Source organism: Breznakia blatticola (assembly GCF_004365815.1).
Classification (GTDB): Bacteria; Bacillota_I; Bacilli_A; order Erysipelotrichales; family Erysipelotrichaceae; genus Breznakia; species Breznakia blatticola.
On the sequence record NZ_SODD01000031.1, the window covers coordinates 1 to 23,138 of the forward strand.

The following is a 23,138-nucleotide window of genomic DNA, read 5'->3' on the forward strand; positions in this document are numbered from 1 at the left end:
GCGCCCAAATTTTGTAGTAAAAGTCAATAGAAAAAAAGAGGGGTCAAAATTAATTGACTCCTCTTACAATTCTATTGCTTAACTTAATGACATTACTATTTTCTGTCGTTTTCATGTATAATGGATACGTAAAGGGGGTAAGTATTATGAAAAAACTATTCATTTGTGGATTACTTGGACTTTCACTAGTTGCATGTTCATCAGGTAGTTCATCAGAAAAAGCAACAGTTTGTACAATTGACGAGGAATATTCAAAGATGGAAATTACTCTTGAACCAAAAGGCGATAAGTTAAAAACTATGAAAGTGCTTATGGCTGATGATTCAACAGATTACTCTGAAATTACTGACGAAGAACTTGAAATGCTTGAAGGTCAACTTGAATCAGCAATGGGAGAAGTTGATGGTGTTGAGATGAAACTTGCTGTTAAAGATGGCGAATTACATGTTACATTAACTTTAAACGTTCAAGATCTTAAAGAAGTACCAGCTATGATGCAAACAAGCGGTTTAACGTTAGATGAAATGCAAAACACATCTGTTAAAGAAATCGTTGAAGAGTTAGAAGATAGCGGCGCTACTTGTAAATAACAAACAAGAGGGACTCCAAATGGAGTCTTTTATTATATACACTAGAAAAAAACGAAGAAAATTTGAAGATTTTTAAATATTTTGGGATAGTCACTTGACAAGGTAGATAGAATGAAATATAGTAATAGCACTCTACTAATGAAAGTGCTAAAACGAGTAGATGTCAACTTGAATGTGATTCAATGCTTCAAGGCGTATGAGTTTATTATTTATAGCACTTCTAGTATAATGGCAAAGAGGAAAATATATGGATTATTATGATCGCTTACTTGAAGATGTAAAAGCACTCATCAAGGATGAAAAGTTTATAGAAGCTAGACAATTGCTTGATGTTGAGCTAAATATGCCGTATGTTCCGTTACAGTATGAACAAGAGTATCAATCATTGTTTACGTATTGTAATCAGCAACTGGCAGGTAATGCAAAATCGAAGACATACGATCAAGAGGATATTGAAGCATTATTGTTTGGAAGTGTAGATCAAGCTAGCGTCGCTTGTGAAATACTTGCGACAAGTAATGTTCGACAACATCTTGAGATGATTGAAAAATATCTATCGGATAAACCGAATGTATTGATTCGAACATTGTTAATTGAAATCCTCATTGACCAAAATATACATGAAGAAATAAAGCTTGATTATGATGGCTTACATGTAGAGTTTATAGCTGCTTACGTTGAGCCGATTGCTGAACGTGAAAGTACAGAAGTAATGGTAAAAATACTCAGCGATGACTTTGAAAATGATAACCCCACATTTTACAAAATGTGTATAGATTGTTTGGTGAAAGAATTGTATTTCCGACTCCCATTTAGCGTCGTGGAAGAAGAAAGTCGATATCTTACCACCGCAATTACTGCTTATGTGTATGAATCATTAGGTGATAAAGACCAATTTGATGCATATATAAAAGAAAAAGACCTTGCAAAGTATGTGGGTTATGACTTAAAATTGAAAGAGTATCGTGTTTAAACACTGGAGGTTAAAAAATTATGAGTTCAAAATGGAAATTGTTAGAGAATTCTCAAGGAGAATTAAAGATTAAAGTTGAAGGTGAAAAGTGGTTAAAAGCCCAAGAAGCAGCTTTCAAAAAATTAGCGAAAGACATCGAAGCAAAAGGATTTAGAAAAGGACAAGTGCCTGAAAAAATTGCACGTCAAAAAATTTCTGAACAAAGCATTCTTATGGAAGCAATTGATGAAGTTGCAGGACACGCTTTACAAGAAGGAATTAAAGAACATGATTTATGGATTATTTCTCGTCCTGAATTAGCTGTAGATGAAATTACTAAAGAAGCAGTTATGTTGAAATTCAATGTAACAGTAAAACCTGAAGTAACATTAGGTGAATACAAAGGATTAAAAATCAAAAAGGCAAAAACAACAGTTACTGCTAAAGAAGTTAATGAACAACTTGAACAATTACAAGCACGTTTCTCTGAACTTGTAGTTAAAGATAAAGGAACTGTAGAAAACGGTGACACAGCTGTTATCGATTTCGAAGGATTCAAAGATGATGTAGCATTCGAAGGTGGAAAAGGTGAAAACTATCCATTAGAAATTGGTTCAGGTTCATTTATTCCTGGATTTGAAGAACAATTAATCGGAATGAAAGCTGAAGATGAAAAAGATATTCAAGTAACATTCCCAGAAAACTATGGAGCACCAGATTTAGCTGGTAAAGAAGTTACATTCAAAGTAAAAGTTCACGAAATTAAAACAAAAGAACTTCCTGAAATTAACGATGATTTAATTAAGGATGCAGAAGTTAAAGATGTAGAAACTGTAGAAGACTACAAAAAATACGTGAAAAAGAACTTAAAAGAACAAAAAGAACAAGAAGCTGCAACACAATTTGAAAACGACATGTTAAAACAACTTGTTGACAATTCAAAAGTGGATGTACCTCAAGTAATGGTTGATGATGAAGTAAGTCAAATGGTTAATGACTTTGGACAACGTTTAGCTGCTCAAGGATTTAGTGTTGATCAATACTTCCAAATGACTGGAACATCACTTGAATCACTTCAAGAACAAATGAAACCAGAAGCAGAAATGAAAGTTAACGTTCGTTTAGTATTAGATAAAATCGCTGAAGTTGAAAAAGTAGAAATTAGCGATAAAGATGTTGAAGTTGAATACGAAAACATCGCAAACCGTTACAACATGGAAGTTGATAAAGTTAAAGAAGCTGTAAACAAAGATGCATTACAGTATGACTTAAAACTTCAAAAAGCTGTTGAGATTGTAAAAGACAGCGTTGTAGAAGAAAAATAAAAGACGCTAAAGCGTCTTTTTTGACCCATAAAGGAGGTAGTATATGGAACAAGTAAAAATCGATTTGCCTATTGTTTGCACTAGAGGCGTCATCGTGTTTCCTAACAATGAAATTATTATTGATGTTGGACGCAAGAAAAGTGTTTATGCGATTGAAGAAGCGCAAGAACATTTCCAAAATCAAATCGTTTTAGTAGCACAAAGAGACTTAACTTTAGAAGATCCACGAATGAGTGATCTTTATGAGGTAGGTACGATTTGTAATATTATGCATATCCGCCACATGGATGGGTACATGCGTGTAAAATTCAAAGGAATTGAACGTGCACGAATCCAAACCTTAGAGTTCGGAGGAGATATGGTCTTTGGTAGTGTATTACCATTAGCAGATATTCAAGAAAGTGCGCAAGAAGAACTTGCATTAGTTCGTCGTATTGCACAACAATTGGAAAATGTTGAAGGATTTACACATGATCTTCCAAAAGACATGATTAGTAAATTAGCAGAAGGATTGAGTGCAAATCAACTTGCTGACCAAGTTGCACAAGTATTCCCATTCTCTGTAGAAGCAAAACAACGTATTCTTGAAGCTGAAAAAGTAAATGATCGTTTACTTTACATTATTCAAGAAATGGAAAATGAAAAACAAATTAGTGATTTAGATAACTTAATCAACGATAAGGTAAAACAACGTCTTGATGAAAATCAACGTGAATACTATTTACGTGAAAAACTTCGTGCGATTAAAGAAGAATTAGGTGATGTTGCTGATCGCGATAGCGATACAGAAGAATACCGTAAGATGATTAATGAAAATCCATACCCTGAAAATATTAAAGAAAAAGCATTGGAAGAACTTTCACGTTATGAAATGTTACCAAGTGCATCAGGAGAAAGTGGAGTTGTAAAAACGTATTTAGATTGGTTATTGAAACTTCCTTGGTGGCAAGAAAGTCAAGATAATGAGGATTTAAATGTTGCACAACAAGTGCTAGATGATGATCACTATGGACTAGAAAAAGTAAAAGAACGTATCATGGAATACCTTGCGGTAAAAACCATGACAAATTCTTTAAAAGCACCAATTATTTGTTTAGTAGGTCCTCCAGGAGTTGGGAAGACATCTTTATCTAAATCAGTAGCGCGTGCATTGAATCGCGAATTCGTTAAAATCTCACTTGGTGGGGTAAAAGATGAATCGGAAATTCGTGGACACCGTCGTACATACTTAGGTTCGATGCCAGGTCGCTTTATTCAAGGTATGAAAAAAGCAGGTACCGTAAACCCTGTATTCTTAATTGATGAAATTGATAAGATGGGTGCTGATTATAAAGGAGATCCTGCAAGTGCAATGTTAGAAGTACTTGATCCAGAACAAAATTCATTATTCTCAGATCACTATTTAGAAGAACCATATGATTTAAGCAAAGTTATGTTTATTGCAACTGCAAACTACTTGGATAATATTCCACACGCTTTACAAGACCGTTTGGAAATTATTCAATTATCAAGTTATACAGAAATTGAAAAACTAGAAATTGCAAAACGTCACTTGGTACCAAAACAATTAAAAGAAAATGGTTTAACAGATAAACAATTTAAAATCTCTGATGAGATGCTTATGTATGTAATTAAACACTACACTAGAGAAAGTGGAGTGCGTCAATTGGAACGTGTGATTGCTAAGTTAATCCGTAAAACGGTTCTTGTGATTTTAAAAGATGAAAAGAAATCACTATCTATGACGAAAAAGAAAATCCAAGAGTTCTTAGGTAAAGAAATCTTTGACTATGGACGTAAAGAGAAAAAAGACCAAGTAGGTACAGTAACAGGATTAGCATATACTTCATTTGGTGGAGATATTCTTCAAGTAGAAGTAAACCATTTTGATGGTACTGGTAAACTTGTTGTGACTGGACAACTTGGTGATGTGATGAAAGAAAGTGCTAGTATTGCATATGACTATGTAAAAGCGAATGCTAAAAAATATCACATTGATTCTGAAATATTTAAAACACAAGATGTACATATTCATGTTCCTGAAGGTGCAGTCCCTAAAGATGGACCAAGTGCTGGTGTGACATTAACCACTGCACTTATTTCCTCTTTGTCAAATCAACCAGTAAAAAGTGATTTAGCGATGACTGGTGAGGTTACTTTACGTGGAAATGTATTGCCAATTGGTGGATTGAAAGAAAAATCAATGGCTGCACATCGCTCAGGTATTACAACAATCGTTATGCCTAAAGATAATGTGAAAGATCTTGATGATTTACCAGAAACAGTTAAAGAATCAATTAAATTTATTCCAGTTGATCATGTTTCGCAAGTGCTTAATGCTGCACTCGTGAAATAATGAGAACGATACAACACTGTGAACTTGTGACTTCGGCTCCAGACAAAAGTTTTTGGCCTGAGTCACAACTTCCAGAAATCGTCTTAGCAGGTCGTAGTAATGTAGGAAAGAGTAGTTTTATCAATACGATGGTCAATCGTAAAAAACTTGCCTATGTTGGAAATACACCAGGTAAGACACGTTTATTAAACTTCTTTAACATCGACGACACCTTTCTGTTTGTTGATGTTCCTGGATACGGATATGCCAATATAAGCAAGAGACAATTGCAAGCCTTTGGTCAAATGATGGAAGACTACTTTGGTACTCGTGAACAAAAGATTGGACTGGTTCTACTTGTTGATGCACGTCATAAACCAAGTGAAGATGATATTACCATGATGGAATATGCACGATATCATCATTTACCTGTAGTTGTTGTAGCAACAAAAATTGACAAACTTAAACGTAGTGAAATTAGTAAAAACATGCGTAAAATTGCTAGTACGCTTGAAATCCCTGAAACGGAAATTGTTCAATTTTCAAGTGAAACATCAAAGGGAAGAGAAGCTGTCTGGAAAAAAATTGATGAATTATTGGAAAGTGTTGCATAGCACTTTCTTTTCTTTTGGTAAATCCGCTGTGAAAAGATGCAATATGGTTGAATTGCACCTTATTATTGCCTATACTTAAAGGTAAAGATAGGAGTAGATAATTATGAAATACTTACAAATCACAGATGATTTTTATTGGATTGGGGTAGAAAATCCAGATTTACGACGTTTTGACATTATTATGGAAACTGAATTTGGAACAACATACAATTCATACTTACTAAAAACAAGTCAAGGGGTTGTTTTGTTTGAAACAGTAAAAGACAAATTTTTTGATGAATATATCGAAAAAGTTAAAGAATTAGTAAAAGTAGAAGATATCAAATACATTATTTGTAATCATACTGAACCAGATCATTCTGGCTCATTAGAGAAGTTTCTTGAATTAAATCCAAATATTGAGATACTTTCAACCATTGCCGCACAAAACAATTTAAAAGAAATTGTAAATAAACCGTTTAATGGACGCGTTGTGAAAGACCAAGAAGAAGTCGTTGTTGGAAATAAAACGCTACGTTTTATTATGGCACCAAATCTACATTGGCCAGATACGATGTATACATACATTGTTGATGAAGAAATTCTAGTAACTTGCGATTCATTTGGTGCACATTATGCCACAAATGAGGTGTTATTATCTCAGGTCGCAAATCGTGATAACTATGAAAAAGCATTCGCATATTATACAGAAATGATTATGGGTCCATTTAAACCATTTGTTGCTAAGGCAATGGATAAAATTCGTGATTTACCAATTCGTTATATTGCAACTGGTCATGGATGTTTGATTGACCAAGAAATTGATGATTTCATTCAACGTTATACAGATTTTGCGAAAGTGAAAACTAACGATGTAAAAAAAGTAGTAATTGCTTATGTAACTGCATATGGCTACACACACGAAATGGCAGAAATTATTAAAGATGAATTAGAGAATCAGCATCTAGAAGTGAAGTTGTATGATTTAGTAGAAGCAGACCAAGAGGAAGTATATGAAGCAATTAAACAAGCCGATGGAGTACTTTATGGTTCATGTACAATTGTCGGAGATGCATTACCTCCAGTATGGCATATGATGAATCGAATTCTAACACCATATGATGGAATTAAGGTTGCTAGTGCTTTTGGTAGTTATGGATGGTCTGGTGAGGCAGTTCCAAATATGATGGTCCGTTTGAAGCAACAAAAAATGAAACTTGTAGATGAAGGGTTACGTATTAAATTCAAGCCAAGTGATGCACAAAAAGAAGAAATCCATGCATATGCGAAAAACTTTGCACAAGCACTTGTTGATTAAAGTGAAAAACTTGGTATAATAAGTAAGAAAATAAATACAGTGAATAGAAGGAGTACATACTAACGTTTTATAGAGAGTTGTTGGTTGGTGAAAAACAATAAATGAATGTATGGAAGGTAGTCTAGGAGTAGATGTTCTGAGTTTAGTAAGAATATCCGGTTACAGCCGTTATCTGTTTAAGGCATACATTGTATGCAAATTAAGGTGGTACCACGAGCATTCGTCCTTTGGGATGAGTGCTTTTTATTTTTAAAAGTAAAATGCACATGAAAGTGTATCTAAATAGAAAGAGGAGATGAAGATGAGAAATATATTAGAAGCAAAATATGATCATAGTAAAATCGAAAGCAAGTATTACGATCATTGGGTGAAAAAAGGATATTTCACTGCAGGTGATACAAGTAAGAAACCATATGCAATGGTGATTCCACCACCAAACGTAACAGGTAAGTTACATCTTGGTCATGCATGGGATACAACATTGCAAGATATTGTTGCTAGATACAAACGTTTGCAAGGTTTTGATGTACTATGGCTTGCTGGAATGGACCATGCAGGAATTGCAACACAAGCAAAAGTTGATGAGCGTTTAAAAGCACAAGGTGTTTCACGATACGATATTGGTCGTGAGAAATTCTTGGAACATGCATGGAACTGGAAAGAGGAATATGCAAGTCATATTCGTGAACAATGGGCAACACTAGGTTTATCGCTTGATTATACTAGAGAACGTTTTACACTTGATTCTGGACTAAATCAAGCAGTTAATAAAATCTTCGTTGATTTATACAATGATGGCTTGATTTATCAAGGAGAACGTATTATTAACTGGGATCCTGAAGCAAAAACAGCGTTATCAAATATTGAAGTTATACATAAGGAAATTGAAGGTGCAATGTACACATTCAATTATAAAGTAGTGGAAACGGGTCAAGAATTACAAGTTGCCACAACACGACCAGAAACAATGTTTGGAGATGTTTGTGTAGTTGTTCACCCAGATGATGCACGCTACAAAGATGTAGTTGGAATGCATGTAATTAACCCAGCAAATGGACAAGAATTGCCTATTATAACTGATGATTATATTGATGTTGAATTTGGAACTGGGGTTATGAAATGTACACCTGCGCATGATCCAAATGACTTTGTGATTGGACAAAAATATCATTTACCAATGCCAATTTGTATGCATCCAGATGGAACAATGAATGAATTAGCTGGTAAATATGAAAATATGGACCGTTTTGCTTGCCGTAAAGCACTTGTTGAAGATGCAAAGGCAGCAGGAACACTTATTAAAATCGAAAAACATATGCACCAAGTTGGTCACTCAGAAAGAACAGATACAATTGTTGAACCATATTTATCTAAACAATGGTTTGTTAAAATGCGTCCATTAGCAGATGAAGTAATTAAGAATCAAAATATTGAAGATCAAAAAATCAACTTTACACCAAAACGTTTCGAACATACATTTAACCAATGGTTAGAAAAAATTGAAGACTGGTGTATTTCACGTCAATTATGGTGGGGACACAGAATCCCAGCTTGGTATCACAAAGACACAGGTGAAATCTATGTTGGATTACAAGCACCTGAAGATATTGATAACTGGCAACAAGATGAAGATGTGCTTGATACATGGTTCTCAAGTGCATTATGGCCATTCTCAACACTTGGTTGGCCTGAAGAAACAGCTGATTTTGAACGCTACTATCCAAATGATACATTAGTTACAGGATATGATATTATCTTCTTCTGGGTTGCTAGAATGGCATTCCAAGCACGTTATGCGACACACAGTCGTCCATTCAAGGATGTTCTTATTCATGGACTTGTTCGTGATGAACAAGGACGTAAGATGTCTAAATCACTTGGAAATGGCGTAGATCCAATGGATGTAATTGCAGATCATGGATGTGATGCAATGCGCTTTTTCTTAACAACGAATTCTACACCAGGACAAGACCTTCGTTATATTGATGAGAAAGTTGATAGTTCAAGTAACTTCATCAACAAAATATACAATGCTTCAAAATTCGTATTAATGCATATTGCAGATGATTTTGATCACGAACAAATTGAATTAAGTAAAGCAACAACAATTGATAAATGGATTATTAAACGATTCAATGAAACATTAAAAAATGTTAGTGAGAATATGGACCGTTTTGAATTTGCACTAGTTGGTAATGAATTGTACTCATTTATTTGGGATGATTTCTGTAACTGGTACATCGAATTAAGTAAAGCAAGTCTTCAAAGTGATGATGAGGGAATTAAAACTGCCGCAAAATCAACATTGCTATTGGTATTAGAAGGAATTCTAAAAATGTTATCTCCATTTATGCCATTTGTGACTGAAGAAATCTATCTTGCACTTCCACATCTTAAAGATTCAATGAATGAAGAAACTTGGCCAACTGCAATTTCTACAGATATTATGGATATTGAAATGGAAGAAGTGAAACGATTAATTTCAATTGTAGAAGCAGTGCGTGAAGTAAAAGCAACGTATAAATTAAAACCAAGCGCACCAGTTGATATTCTTGTTAAAGATACAAATGAACAAGTTGAAGATACAAATGTATTCATTAATGCATTCCTTCAACAAATGTGTAAAGCAACTTGGGTTTCAAGTGTTGGTGACGAGGAAATGGTTGTACGTCCTGTATATCAAGGGTCAATCTCGATTCCTTTAGCTTCATTAATTGATATTGAAGAAGAAAAGAAAAAACTTGAACAGGATAAGAAAAAGCTAGAAGGAGAAATTAAACGTGCAGAGGGGATGTTAGCAAATCCAAACTTCACAAATAAGGCTCCAGAAGCAAAAGTAAATGCAGAAAAAGAAAAACTAGAAAACTATAAAAACCAATATGAAATCGTTATAAAACGACTAGCAGAATTGGCATAAGTAAATTAGAGGAACATTTCCTAAAATGTTGTTTATATACAACAAAGGAATACTTCCTCTTTTTTTCTTATTTGTATGGACCAAAATTTCCAAATATCTACCATTTACAACCAGCAGACATGTCTAAGAGTAGCATTACGTTAGGACTTTCGATATAATAATACTTGTGAAAGCGATTACACAGTTATAGAGAGAAGGAGGTCCTATTATGGGGGATAAATTTGTTTATTCATTTCATGAGGGAAATGAGACGATGCGTAACTTACTTGGTGGTAAGGGAGCAAACTTAGCAGAAATGATCAATTTAGGAATGCCAGTTCCTGATGGTTTTACGGTTACAACAGAAGCTTGTAACAAGTATTACGATGATGGTGAAACAATTGATAAGAAAATCATCGATGAGATTTTTACACATTTAACTGCGTTAGAAAAGAGTTCAGGTAAGGTGTTTGGTGATCCAAATAATCCATTACTTGTTTCTGTACGTAGTGGTTCACGTGCAAGTATGCCAGGGATGATGGATACGATTCTAAATTTAGGACTCAATGATGAAGTGGTTGAAGGTCTTGCAAAACTAACGAATAATCCAAGATTTGCATATGATTCATACCGACGCTTTATTCAAATGTTCGCTGATGTAGTTATGGGATTATCAAAATCTAAATTCGAAACAGTAATTGATGATATCAAAGCGGAACGAAAAGTAGAATTGGATACTGAATTAACTACAGATGATTTAAAAGAAATGGTACGACGATTTAAATCGTTCTACCATGCAGAGTTAAAATCGGATTTCCCATTAGATCCAAGAGAGCAACTAGCTCTTGCAATCGAAGCAGTATTTAAATCTTGGAACAATCCAAGAGCAATTTACTATCGTAAAATGAATGATATTCCTTCAAGTTGGGGAACTGCAGTAAACGTTCAAATGATGGTATTTGGTAATATGGGTGAAACATCTGGAACAGGTGTTGCCTTTACAAGAAGTCCAAGTACTGGAGATAATCAATTATTTGGTGAATTCTTAATGAATGCACAAGGTGAAGATGTTGTTGCTGGTATCCGTACACCTAACCATATTAGTGAATTGCAAAAAGTAATGCCAGAAGTATATGATGAATTTGTAGCGATTTCTAAACGCTTAGAAGAGCACTATCATGATATGCAAGATATGGAATTTACAATTGAAAATAAAAAATTGTATATGCTACAAACCCGTAATGGAAAACGTACGGCTAAAGCAGCGCTTAAAATTGCATGTGATTTAGTAAGTGAAGGACTTCTAAGTAAAAAGGAAGCAATCTTAATGGTAAATCCAAATCAATTAGATGCATTGTTGCACCCACAATTTGATCAAGATGATATCAAAGGTGAAACACCAATTGCAACTGGTCTTCCAGCAAGTCCTGGAGCAGCTACTGGACAAGTTGTGTTTAATGCAGAGGATGCTGCTAATTATGCACAAAAGGGTCACAGAGTGATTCTTGTACGTCTAGAAACGTCTCCTGAAGATATCGAAGGTATGAACTCATCAAAAGGTATCTTAACTGTACGTGGTGGTATGACAAGTCACGCAGCAGTTGTTGCACGTGGTATGGGAATCTGCTGTGTATCAGGTGTTGGAGATATCAAAATTAATGAAGAAAACAAAACATTTACCGTAGGCGGAAAAACATATAAAGAATATGACTACATCTCTCTAGATGGTTCAACTGGTAATGTATACGGTAGAGAATTAAAAACTGTACCAGCTGCAATTGAAGATGACTTTGAAACATTCATGAATTGGGCTGATGAATTCAGAACATTAAAAGTTCGTACAAATGCAGATACGCCACGTGATGCTAAACAAGCATTAGCATTTGGTGCAGAAGGTATTGGTCTTGTGCGTACTGAACATATGTTCTTTGAAGGAGAACGTATTAAAGCAATTCGTGAGATGATTGTTTCAAAAACAAGTGAGCAACGTTCACGTGCACTTGCTAAATTGTTGCCAATGCAAAAAGGTGACTTTGAAGCGATTTATGAAACTATGCAAGGTAGACCGGTAACGATTCGTTATTTAGACCCACCACTTCATGAATTCTTACCAACATCTTCATACGATATTACACAACTTGCATTAGATATGGGAATGGAAGTTGATGAATTAAAAGGAATCATTCAAGGATTACATGAATTTAACCCGATGATGGGACACCGTGGTGTGCGTTTGGATATTTCATATCCAGAAATTGCAGAAATGCAAACACGCGCAGTTATTGAAGCTGCAATCGCTGTTAATAAACGCAATGCAGATTTCAATGTAGTTCCTGAAATTATGATTCCACTAGTAGGTGATGTTGCCGAGTTACGCTATGTAAAAGCAGTTGTGAAAAAAGTTGCAGATGAAATTATCGAGACATCAGGTGAAAAACTTGATTATATGGTAGGAACAATGATTGAGATTCCTCGTGCTGCATTAACAGCTGATGAAATTGCCGAAGAAGCGGAATTCTTCTCATTTGGAACAAATGACTTAACACAAATGACATTTGGTTTCTCAAGAGATGATGCAGGTGGTTTCTTAAGTGATTACTATGACAAACACATTTATGAACAAGACCCATTCCAACGCTTGGATCAAAAAGGAGTTGGAAAACTTGTGAAAAATGCAGTTGATCTTGGTAAGAAAACGAGACCAAACATTAAACTTGGTATTTGTGGGGAACACGGAGGAGATCCTTCAAGTGTTGAATTCTTCCACAATGTAGGATTTCAATATGTATCATGTAGTCCGTTTAGAGTTCCAATTGCACGTCTAGCTGCAGCACAAGCTGCCATCCGTGCAGAATCAAAATAGGATAAATGAAAAGGGTATCGACTGGTTCGATGCCCTTTGTTTTAGGTAATTAGATTTATTTTTTGCGTGTACCAAAGATACCACGAATAATGCTGTTTCCAACGTTTCGACCAATAGAACTAAGTGCATTACCAACAAATCGATCAATTTGCTTATTTCTTCGATCGGTTTTCTTTTGTTCGGCTTTCTCTTGTCGAGCTTGCTCTTTTTGTTGCAGTTTAGTAAGTTCTTTAGCTTGTTTCTCATCAAGTTTTGCTTGTTCTTTAGCTTGTTTTTCTGCTTCCTTGTTTGCAATTTCTTGCGCTTCTAATTCTGCTGTTTTTTCTTGTAGCTCTTCATATGCAGATTTGCTATCCACACGCATGCGATATTTTGCTTCTACTGGGTTGTTGCGAATACAATTTTCGATGGTTGTATCATCGGCAGCTCCCATATAACTTCTTGGTGGAAGGATTGTTGCGCGTTCTACCATTGTAGGGACTCCTTTTGCATCAAGAAATGAAACCAATGCTTCACCAGTACCAAGTTCTTGTAAAACTTGTTCCGTATCAAAGGCAGGATTGATGCGAAATGATTCGGCAGTTGCTTTGATAGATTTTTGCTCAGCTGGTGTATATGCACGTAGAGCATGTTGAATTTTATTACCAAGTTGACTTAGTACACGATTTGGAATATCGGTTGGTTGCTGTGTAATGAAATATACACCAACACCTTTAGAACGAATCAATTTAACAACTTGTTCGACCTTATCCAATAAAGCCTTAGGTGCATCATTGAATAATAAGTGTGCTTCATCAAAGAAGAATACCATCTTTGGTTTTTCTAAATCTCCAGCTTCCGGTAATGTTTCATAAATTTCTGATAATAACCATAATAAGAATGTAGAATACAAGACTGGATTTTGTGCTAACTTCACGGCATGTAAAATATTAATAATTCCTTGTCCACTACTTGGATCGCAAACTAGCCAATCTTTGATATCAAGTTCTGGTTCACCGATAAATGTGTTTCCATCACTTGCTTCTAAAGCAACAAGAGAACGTATAATTGCACCGATTGTTGCTGAAGCGATATTTCCGTATTCTTTTTGCAGATTTTCTCTTTGTGCATCCACAAACTGTAACATCGCCTTAACATCCTTGATATCAAATAATAATAGTTGTTGTTCATCTGCAATTTTGAATACAATTTTTAGAACGGAAGATTGAATATCATTCAATTCTAAGATGCGTGCAAGTAAATCAGGTCCTAAATCAGAAATCGTCGTACGAACGGGAGTACCTTTTTCTCCGTAAATATCGTAGAATCGTGTTGGATACCCACTAAAACTCCAGTCTTGAATGTATAATGATGCAATGCGCTCATCGACATTTTTATTACTGACTCCTGGTGATGCAAGACCGGACACATCCCCTTTAATATCAGCTAAAAATACAGGAACTCCTGCATCACTGAATGCTTCGGTAAGAACTTTTAGAGTTACGGTTTTTCCAGTTCCTGTTGCTCCTGCGATAAGTCCATGACGGTTTGCCATACTTGGTAACATGTAAATAGGGGAATCCGTACTTGCTATCCAAATTTTCTTTTGATCTTTTATATACATAAATGAATCCTTTCCTGTTTTATAAGTACAATTGTATTTTATCAATCATTACTGGGTTTGTACACACAGATACCCATCTTGTTAGTGACTAGGAAATGAAATGAAATCATAGTATAATGGGTAAATGATTAAGGAGCGCTTATGGGTGTATTAGCAAAATTATTTATTAAAGATTATAAGAACTTCAAAGATGGAAAAGTACGTTCTGCATATGGACGACTTGCAAGTATCTATGGCATATTTTGGAATATGATTTTATTTACAAGTAAACTTACCATTGGATTACTTTTTCATAGTGTGTCAATACAAGCAGATGCGTTTAATAACTTAAGTGATGCAGGTAGTTCAATTCTGTCGCTTATTAGCTTTATCTTTGCTGCTCAGCCAGCAGATAAAGAACATCCTTTTGGTCACGAACGTTTAGAATATATATTTTCTATGATTATTGCATTTATCATTTTGTTTTTTGGGATGCAACTTGTATTTTCATCAGTTACAGATATTATTCATCCAAAAAATGTTGTTGTAACGATACCGATGGTTGTTGTACTAATTATATCTATAGTTGTAAAAATCTATATGTATGCTTATAACCATGCATATGGAAAGCGCATTGGCTCGACTGTGATGCAAGCAACTGCAGTGGATAGCTTTAGTGATGTGTTAGGAACAAGTGTTGTCTTAATAGGACTGCTTATCTCGCATGTCTTTGCGATACAGTTGGATGGATTTTTAGGAGTTATCGTCGCTTTATTTGTCTTAAAAGCTGGATGGGGAATTGTAAGTGAAACCTTCACAAAATTAATTGGGGAAGCTCCAAGTGTTGATTTCACAAAAAAAGTTGCCGCAAAAATATTATCGTATCCTGGCGTGCTAGGTGTACATGAGATGATTGTACATAGTTATGGACCTGATCAAACTTTTGTGACTATCCATGTTGAAATTAGTAGTAAAGAAGATATGATGGAAGCACATTCTACAATCGATGATATTGAAAACGACTTTCTTGTACAAGACAATATTCATCTTGTTATTCACATGGATCCAATTGATATTGATGATCCTTATACAAATCAAATGCGTAAAGAGATGGAGCAAGTTATGCATGACATCGACCCTCGTTTTTCCTTACATGATTTTCGAGTGGTCAAAACTAAGACACATAATAATTTTATATTTGATGTTGAAGTTCCAATTGATTGTAAAATGAAGCGTCAAGATATCATAGACGTAATAGAATCAAAAATACCACAAGGAGAAGTTCCAAATTATGGAGTGATAAATGTGGATCGTGCATATGCACCAATGAAAGACTACGAAGTAGAAGCAGATGAAGATATAAAGAAAAAGTAGGGTCAAACGATCCTACTTTTGTAATATAAAGGTTAAATTGCGTCCAGTATCCTTATTTCTACGATACGAGAAGAAATTTTCATTATCTTCAAATGTATCTTCATGTTGAATAATAATGTTTGTATCGGGGATACCAGCATCTCGCAACATTTGATAATTTAAACCACGTACATCTAAATAGTATTTATCATTACCTTTTGGCATGTAATAAGTAGATGTATCAAAATCAAGTTTAAGTACTTCATCAATAACATCTTGTCCAACTTCAAAGCTTGTAAAATCAATTGATGGTCCAATAATTACACGTAATGCACTTGCTTCACAGTTTTCTTCGTATAAAAGCGTATGTAACATTTTTTTTGTAATACCTGCAACAGTACCTTTCCAACCAGCATGAATAGCCGCAATGATGTGTTGGTCTTGATCATGAATCAAAATAGGAACACAATCTGCGGTAAAGACACCAATTAAAACATTATGCAAATCCGTATACAACGCATCGCAATCTGCAATTGCATCTTTTGTACTGTAGGCACCAGCACCAATATCTTCTTTTGTGACTTTATGAATGTTTGTACTGTGTGTTTGATTTGCAAATGTACATTTTTCTAATTCAAAATCGATTTCCTTCATAAAGTCTTTACGGTTTTGAATTACTTCATCTGTAGCATCTGTTGTATGTATGGCAAGGTTATTGTCTTGCGGTTTACTCGAATCTTTTAGGGTAGTTCCAGCGTATACTTCGCTGACCTGTGAATAATTAATATGCATGATATACTCCTTTATTTGTATTTTTGTTGATGGTATGCGCAAAAGACATCGTTTAAGTCGGCAATCAACGTCGGTGAATCTACTATACCATCCGTGAATATTGCAATCAAGTATGGTTCCTCTGTATATACGATTCCATAATCATTGACATAACCTGCAAACTCTCCATACTTGTGTGCGATTTCATAATGCTCAGCAGCAGTTCCTGCTTGTAAGAAATATCCTTGGCTGGCAATTTTTAATAAATCAATCAGTTCTTGATATTTATCTTGATGATTGTAAAGATACTTTAGTACTTCCATACTGCTTCTAGCAGTAGTTACATTGTTGTTGATTTCTTCAAGTGTGTATTGTTTTGCACCATAATTAGAAAAAGCTTGATAGGTTTCCAAGACTCCAGTTGTATATAACATAATCAGTGATGCAGAGTTATCACTATTCACAATAGCTTGTCTAATTAAATAGGATAAAGGAATTTGATCATCAATTGTGTAAATTGTAGAAAGGCCTTCCTCTGGCATATATGCTTCTTCATAAAAAGGTAGGGCAGTATCCTTTGTATACACACCTTTCTCGATTAAGTCATAATAGTACATAGCAAGTGGTAGTTTATACGTACTTGCTGCTAGCATATCTTCATCTTCATTTACTTGAATGGTCTCATCATCTTTGGGATCATAATATATATACGACAACTGTTTGTCATCAAAATCATATGCATCAAGAATATACGCGATACTTTCTTGTAAATCACTTTTTGATTCTATGGTCGGTAATTCATCGCCTTTTGTTGATGTACGAGTCTCTTCTGTAAATTGTGCAAGCATGTCTTCACTGATGTTTTTTAGTGCGATAATTGCAACACAGCCAATAATAATTAAGCAACTTAGAATCATTATCAGTAATAGTTTTCTGCGAATGATTTTTAGCTGTCTACTTGTTTTCCTCTTTCTTTTTTTCATATCTATATTCTACCATTTTTACGTATATGAATACACTCATATCATCTTTACTAATAGGTATACATTGATGAAAATGAAATAATTCAAAAATATTAGCACTTTATACTTGACAGTGCTAATTTGGTGGTATATAGTATTAGCAGATGCTCGTAAAGAGTGCTAGAAAGGGTGTACATATGCAACTAACAGATCGACAATTATTAATCTTTAAAACGATCGTTGATGAGTTCACAAAGACAGCAGAACCGGTTGGTTCGAAAAATTTAATGAACTTATTAAATATCAAAGTTTCAAGTGCAACTCTTCGTAATGAAATGGCTGCGTTGGAAGAATTTGGATTATTAGAGAAGACGCATACATCAAGTGGACGTGTACCTTCAAGTAAAGGGTACCGATTCTATGTAGAGCATCTTATGGAAAAAGAATTAGATAGTAATGTTGAAAATGCATTAAGTGAAGTATTCCATGAACGTCATTATAGTGTTGAGGAAATCGTAAAGCGAAGTTGTGATATACTTTCGCAAATGACTAACTTAACATCTGTAGTACTTGGTCCAGAAACAAGTTCACAAAATCTACAACATATTCAAATCTTTCCAATTAACGAAAGAAGTGCAGTATGTGTATTTATAACTGATCAAGGACATACAGAAAATAAGATGTTCCATTTTGAAGAAAATGTGAGTTTAAATGATATTCAAACATGTTGTAATATTTTAAATGATCATCTAGCAGGAACGCCAATTAATGAATTATCAAGTAAACTAGAAGAAATTAGACCACTGTTATCAAGTCAAGTGGTTCGTCATGAAGTGTTATTCCAAGCATTTGTTAGCGCATTTGTGAAATTCGCAAGCGATAATGTATATACTTCAGGTACATCAAATATGCTTTACCAACCAGAATTTGCTGATATCGAAAAACTTCGTGAACTGATGAAGTTCTTAGAGGATAGTAGTGTTTGGCGTCAACTGGGAAGTAGTAATGAAGATATTTCGATTCGTATTGGAAATGATGATAACCAAGTCATTCCATTTGAAAACGTATCTGTTGTCTCAAGTACGATTCGAATTAATGATGAAGAAGAAGGAAAACTTATGGTTGTAGGGCCAACAAGAATGCCATACAACAAAGTTGTAGCATTAATGGAATATATGGCAAAAGCAATCGGAGATTTATATCGTAATGATAGATAGGAGTGGAACGATGAGTGAAGAGTTAAACAAAGAAGAAGCAACTCTTCAAGAGGAAGAAGTTCTTGAGACGGAAGCTAACGAACAAGAAGAAATGTTAGATAACGAAGAAGCAGTAGAAACTCAAGAGCATGAAGAACTTGAAGAAGACGAAAAGAAAGAAAAGAAAGGTTTCTTTAAGAAAAAGAAATCAAAAGAAGAAGCATTAGAAGAAGAAATCATTGGATTGCGTGAAGAACTTGCAAAAACGCAAAATATGTATTATAAAGCGTATGCAGACACGGAAAATCTAAAGAAACGATTACAAAATGATGCTGACACATTAAGAAAGTATCGCATTCAAAGCTTTGCCCAAGAGATTTTACCAGTTATGGATAATCTTGAAAGAGCTATTGGATTTGAAGCAAAAGATGAAGAAGGTAAAAACTATGTAAATGGTATTAACATGGTATATCAACAAATCAAAATTGCTTTGGAAAACGAAGGTGTAACAGCTATTGAATGTTTAGATAAACCTTTCGATCCAAATATACACCAAGCTTTAGTAACAGAAAAAGTAGAAGGTGTTGAACCAGGAATCGTACTTGAAGAGATTCAAAAAGGTTATATGTTAAAAGATCGCGTAATTCGCGCAAGTTTAGTAAAAGTTAGTGAGTAACAATAGGAGGAACTATGAGTAAAATTATTGGAATTGACTTAGGAACAACAAATTCATGTGTTGCCGTAATGGACGGTAGCGATGTTAAAGTAATTACAAACCCAGAAGGTAATAGAACAACACCTTCAGTAGTAGCGTTTAAAGACGGTGAAACAATCGTTGGGGATGCTGCAAAACGTCAAGTAGTTACAAATAAAGACACGATTTCAAGTGTTAAACGTTTGATGGGAACAAATGAAAAAGAACATGCAAACGGTAAAGATTACACACCACAAGAAGTATCAGCAATGATCCTTCAATACTTAAAAGGATATGCAGAAGACTACCTTGGTGAAAAAGTAACAAAAGCAGTTATTACAGTACCTGCATACTTCAATGATGCACAACGTCAAGCAACGAAAGATGCTGGTAAAATTGCTGGATTAGAAGTTGAACGTATTATCAACGAACCAACAGCTGCAGCACTTGCTTACGGTATCGACAAAACAGATACAGAACAAAAAGTATTAGTATATGACTTAGGGGGAGGTACATTTGACGTATCAATCCTTGAATTAGCTGATGGAACATTCGAAGTATTATCAACTGCTGGGGATAACAAACTTGGTGGAGATGACTTTGATGATGTGATCGTTAAATGGATGTTAGAAGACTTCAAGAAACAAAATGGAGTTGACTTATCAGGTGACCAACTTGCAATGCAACGTCTAAAAGATGCTGCAGAAAAAGCGAAAAAAGACTTATCAAGTATGGCACAAACACAAATCTTATTACCATACCTTTCAAATGGAGCAAATGGTCCATTGAACTATGAAAATACATTAACAAGAGCAAAATTTGACGATATGACTCGTTCATTAGTTGAAAGAACAATTGGACCAGTTCGTCAAGCATTACAAGATGCTGGTGTTACGAAAAACGATATTCATCAAGTATTACTTGTTGGTGGATCAACTCGTATCTTAGCTGTTCAAGAAGCAGTTAAAAAAGAATTAGGAAAAGAACCAAACCGTTCAGTAAACCCTGATGAAGTAGTAGCAATGGGTGCTGCTATCCAAGGTGGAGTTATTACTGGAGATGTTAAAGATGTATTATTACTAGATGTTACACCATTAAGTCTTGGTATCGAAACAATGGGTGGAGTTATGACTGTTCTTATCGAACGTAATACAACAATCCCAACTAGTAAATCACAAGTATTCTCAACAGCTGCAGATAACCAACCTGCTGTAGATATTCACGTACTACAAGGGGAACGTCCAATGGCTGCTGATAACAAAACATTAGGAATGTTCAAACTTGATGGAATTGCTCCAGCACGTCGTGGAGTTCCTCAAATTGAAGTTAAATTCGATATTGACGTAAATGGTATTGTTAACGTATCAGCAACTGACAAGGGAACTGGAAAAGAACAAAGTATTGTTATCCAAAACTCTACAGGTTTATCAGATGATGAAATTGAAAAAATGGTAAAAGAAGCTGAAGCAAATAAAGAAGCTGATGAAAAACGTAAAGAAGAAGTAGAACTTAGAAATAAAGCAGAATCATTTATTAACCAAATCGACCAATCAATGGAAGAAGCTGGAGATAAAATGGATGCTAACCAAAAAGAAGAAACACAAAAATTGCGTGACGAACTTCAAAAAGCATTAGATGAAAATGACATGGATAAAGTACGTACACAACTTGATGCATTAGAAAAAGCAGCACAAGCTGCAAGTGCTTCAATGTACCAACAACCAGGTGATCAAGGACAACCTCAACCAGAAACAAACCCTGACGATGATGTTGTAGATGCTGAATTCGAAGAAAAAAACTAAAAATGTAAAAGAAGTTCTAGGCAACTAGAACTTCTCTTGTGTATAATACATAGGGAATATAAAGTAGGAGGTTTGTGATGGCAAATAAAAGAGATTATTATGAGGTGTTAGGCCTAGACAAAGGTGCAAGTGACGCTGATATTAAAAAAGCATATCGTAAATTAGCAAAAAAATACCATCCAGACGTTAATAAAGATGCAGATGCTGAAGATAAATTTAAAGAAGTAAATGAAGCATATGAAGTATTAAGCGATAAACAAAAGAAAGCCACATACGATCAATTCGGGCACGCCGGAATGGATGGTGCACAAGGATTTGGAGGGCAAGGCTTTTCTGACTTTGGTGGTTTTGAAGATATATTTGGTTCATTCTTTGGTGGTGGATTCTCTGGAAGTTCTAGAAGAAGAAATGGTCCACAAAAAGGACAAGATCGCTTTATGCAAATGCGTGTGGATTTCATGGATGCCATCTTTGGTAAAAGTGAAGAAGTTTCACTTGAAGTGGATGAGACTTGTAGCGAATGTTCAGGAACAGGAGCAAAAAGTAAAGATGATGTACAAACTTGTCCAACATGTAATGGATCAGGACGTGTTGTTACTCAACAACAAACAGCTTTTGGTGTTTTCCAAAGTGAAAGTGTATGTCCAACATGTAATGGAACAGGTACAATCATTAAAAATAAATGTAGTAAATGTCATGGAAGTGGATATGAACACAAACATGTGAAGTTAGATATTAAAATTCCAGCAGGAATTCAATCTGGTCAACAAATTCGTGTAACTGGAAAAGGTGAAAAAGGAGTAAATGGAGGTCCAAATGGTGACTTATATATTGAAATCCTTGTAGCACCACATAAAAACTTCATTCGTGAAGGAAACGATATCCGTATACAAGTTCCAATCTCTGATGTAGATGCAGTTTTAGGAACAAGTATTGATGTGCCAACAGTATATGGTGATGTAAGTTTAAAAATTCCAGCAGGTACACAATCAGGAACAAAATTTAGACTAAAAGGAAAAGGTGTGAAGTCTCCAAAAGGATATATTGGAGATCAATATGTAGATGTAAAAGTTGAAATGCCTAAGAAATTAAGCAAACAACAAAAAGACCTATATGAAAAACTTCGCAAGTCTGCGAAATATGAATCACCATTTGAAAAATTTAAGAAAGCATTTAAGTAAACTCTAGGGTTTACTTTTTTCTTTTCTATTTAATAACTACAGCGTATACTAATAAAGAGGTGTCCATGAAAAATAAGCAACAAAAATATAGTCTTATTGCATTTATAATTGCGGTTATCAGTATCGTGTCTTTAAGCGTCTATGACATGAAAGAAAAAATTGAAACCATAAATCGAATCGTCTTAATAACTAATTTACAAGACTATTATCTGTCATATGAGAAAGTTAGTGGAAATAGATCTTTTGAAAGTGCACTTGAACAGTTAAAAGCATTACAAGCTGAACTAGAAAAAGAGGAAAAAGTTCAACAACAAGAGACAGCTTCTGAAGTGTCTGATGTGTTAACTGAAGCTGATATTAATGAATCTCAAGTTGTTAATCCAAGTGGACCAATTGTTCCTAAGCGTCTCTATTCCACTGTGAAAAGTGACAGTAAAGGACACATGTATCGTGAGTATTTTGATACAACTTCGCAGACGACATCAATCATGATGGGTGGTGAAGAGATGAGTAATGGACAAGCAACGTATTTGCCAAGAAATCTGATCGATCGTGGAAATAATTGTTTTTATGTAGAAAATACAAATGGCAAAGAATTCAATATCTATTTAGGTGAACATGCGTATTATCTATATGATGTGAATTGTGATGTCTCTTATATTTTGGATGATGCTAACAACAATAATGGACAAAACGCAATAACCATTTATAAATAGAAAGAGCGC

Annotated in this window: 17 protein-coding genes and 1 other annotated feature; of the genes, 14 read left to right on the top strand and 3 right to left on the bottom strand. The window is 34.8% G+C overall.

Annotated elements, in window-relative coordinates:
- Positions 1-146 precede the first annotated feature (146 nt).
- From EDD63_RS08255 to ppdK, 8 genes are all read left to right on the top strand, one after another.
- The gene (locus EDD63_RS08255) at positions 147-590 is read left to right on the top strand and encodes a DUF1307 domain-containing protein (RefSeq protein WP_166667591.1); all 444 of its coding nucleotides are present in this window, start codon (positions 147-149) and stop codon (positions 588-590) included.
- A 247-nt stretch (positions 591-837) separates the two neighbouring features.
- Positions 838-1,563 (top strand): DUF3196 family protein, encoded by a 726-nt coding sequence (locus EDD63_RS08260; RefSeq protein WP_134170343.1) that lies wholly within the window; start codon positions 838-840, stop codon positions 1,561-1,563.
- 20 nt (positions 1,564-1,583) lie between these two features.
- The gene (tig, locus tag EDD63_RS08265; protein WP_134170345.1) at positions 1,584-2,867 is read left to right on the top strand and encodes a trigger factor; all 1,284 of its coding nucleotides are present in this window, start codon (positions 1,584-1,586) and stop codon (positions 2,865-2,867) included.
- A gap of 43 nt (positions 2,868-2,910) precedes the next feature.
- Positions 2,911-5,223: an endopeptidase La gene (lon, locus tag EDD63_RS08270; protein WP_134170347.1), complete on the top strand. Its 2,313-nt coding sequence runs from the start codon at positions 2,911-2,913 to the stop codon at positions 5,221-5,223.
- On the top strand, positions 5,223-5,816 hold the full coding sequence (gene yihA / locus EDD63_RS08275; protein ID WP_134170349.1) for a ribosome biogenesis GTP-binding protein YihA/YsxC: 594 nt from the start codon (positions 5,223-5,225) through the stop codon (positions 5,814-5,816). Before lon ends, yihA begins: the two co-directional genes overlap by 1 nt.
- 103 nt (positions 5,817-5,919) lie before the next feature.
- Complete coding sequence (locus EDD63_RS08280) at positions 5,920-7,113, top strand: FprA family A-type flavoprotein (protein ID WP_134170351.1); 1,194 nt, start codon at positions 5,920-5,922, stop codon at positions 7,111-7,113.
- Between the two features lie 30 nt (positions 7,114-7,143).
- Positions 7,144-7,344 (top strand) — a binding site (T-box leader).
- A 70-nt stretch (positions 7,345-7,414) separates the two neighbouring features.
- Positions 7,415-10,030, top strand: coding sequence for a valine--tRNA ligase (locus tag EDD63_RS08285; RefSeq protein WP_134170353.1), 2,616 nt, complete (start codon positions 7,415-7,417; stop codon positions 10,028-10,030).
- A 208-nt stretch (positions 10,031-10,238) separates the two neighbouring features.
- Entirely contained in the window at positions 10,239-12,872 is a 2,634-nt protein-coding gene (gene ppdK, locus EDD63_RS08290; protein WP_134170355.1) for a pyruvate, phosphate dikinase, read from the top strand.
- Positions 12,873-12,927: 55 nt separating this feature from the next.
- Here the strand turns inward: ppdK and EDD63_RS08295 are convergent, their stop codons facing one another.
- Positions 12,928-14,475: a helicase HerA-like domain-containing protein gene (locus tag EDD63_RS08295; protein ID WP_243833756.1), complete on the bottom strand. Its 1,548-nt coding sequence runs from the start codon at positions 14,473-14,475 to the stop codon at positions 12,928-12,930.
- A gap of 141 nt (positions 14,476-14,616) precedes the next feature.
- Between EDD63_RS08295 and EDD63_RS08300 the strand changes: the two genes are divergently transcribed.
- The gene (locus EDD63_RS08300) at positions 14,617-15,828 is read left to right on the top strand and encodes a cation diffusion facilitator family transporter (protein WP_134170357.1); all 1,212 of its coding nucleotides are present in this window, start codon (positions 14,617-14,619) and stop codon (positions 15,826-15,828) included.
- A gap of 12 nt (positions 15,829-15,840) precedes the next feature.
- Here EDD63_RS08300 and pgeF read toward each other — a convergent pair whose 3' ends face one another.
- Both pgeF and EDD63_RS08310 read right to left on the bottom strand, forming a co-directional pair.
- Positions 15,841-16,599, bottom strand: a complete 759-nt coding sequence (gene pgeF / locus EDD63_RS08305) for a peptidoglycan editing factor PgeF (RefSeq protein ID WP_134170359.1) — start codon at positions 16,597-16,599, stop codon at positions 15,841-15,843.
- An 11-nt stretch (positions 16,600-16,610) separates the two neighbouring features.
- The gene (locus EDD63_RS08310) at positions 16,611-17,561 is read right to left on the bottom strand and encodes a serine hydrolase (protein WP_134170361.1); all 951 of its coding nucleotides are present in this window, start codon (positions 17,559-17,561) and stop codon (positions 16,611-16,613) included.
- A gap of 176 nt (positions 17,562-17,737) precedes the next feature.
- On the opposite strand from EDD63_RS08310, the gene hrcA reads away from it, so the two are divergent.
- From hrcA to EDD63_RS08335, 5 genes are all read left to right on the top strand, one after another.
- On the top strand, positions 17,738-18,757 hold the full coding sequence (hrcA, locus tag EDD63_RS08315; RefSeq protein WP_134170363.1) for a heat-inducible transcriptional repressor HrcA: 1,020 nt from the start codon (positions 17,738-17,740) through the stop codon (positions 18,755-18,757).
- A 10-nt stretch (positions 18,758-18,767) separates the two neighbouring features.
- Entirely contained in the window at positions 18,768-19,412 is a 645-nt protein-coding gene (gene grpE, locus EDD63_RS08320) for a nucleotide exchange factor GrpE (protein ID WP_134170365.1), read from the top strand.
- 14 nt (positions 19,413-19,426) lie between these two features.
- Positions 19,427-21,232, top strand: coding sequence for a molecular chaperone DnaK (dnaK, locus tag EDD63_RS08325; RefSeq protein WP_134170367.1), 1,806 nt, complete (start codon positions 19,427-19,429; stop codon positions 21,230-21,232).
- Positions 21,233-21,309: 77 nt separating this feature from the next.
- Positions 21,310-22,413 (top strand): molecular chaperone DnaJ, encoded by a 1,104-nt coding sequence (gene dnaJ / locus EDD63_RS08330; RefSeq protein ID WP_134170369.1) that lies wholly within the window; start codon positions 21,310-21,312, stop codon positions 22,411-22,413.
- Between the two features lie 65 nt (positions 22,414-22,478).
- Complete coding sequence (locus EDD63_RS08335; RefSeq protein ID WP_134170371.1) at positions 22,479-23,129, top strand: hypothetical protein; 651 nt, start codon at positions 22,479-22,481, stop codon at positions 23,127-23,129.
- The last annotated feature ends 9 nt before the right edge of the window (positions 23,130-23,138 follow it).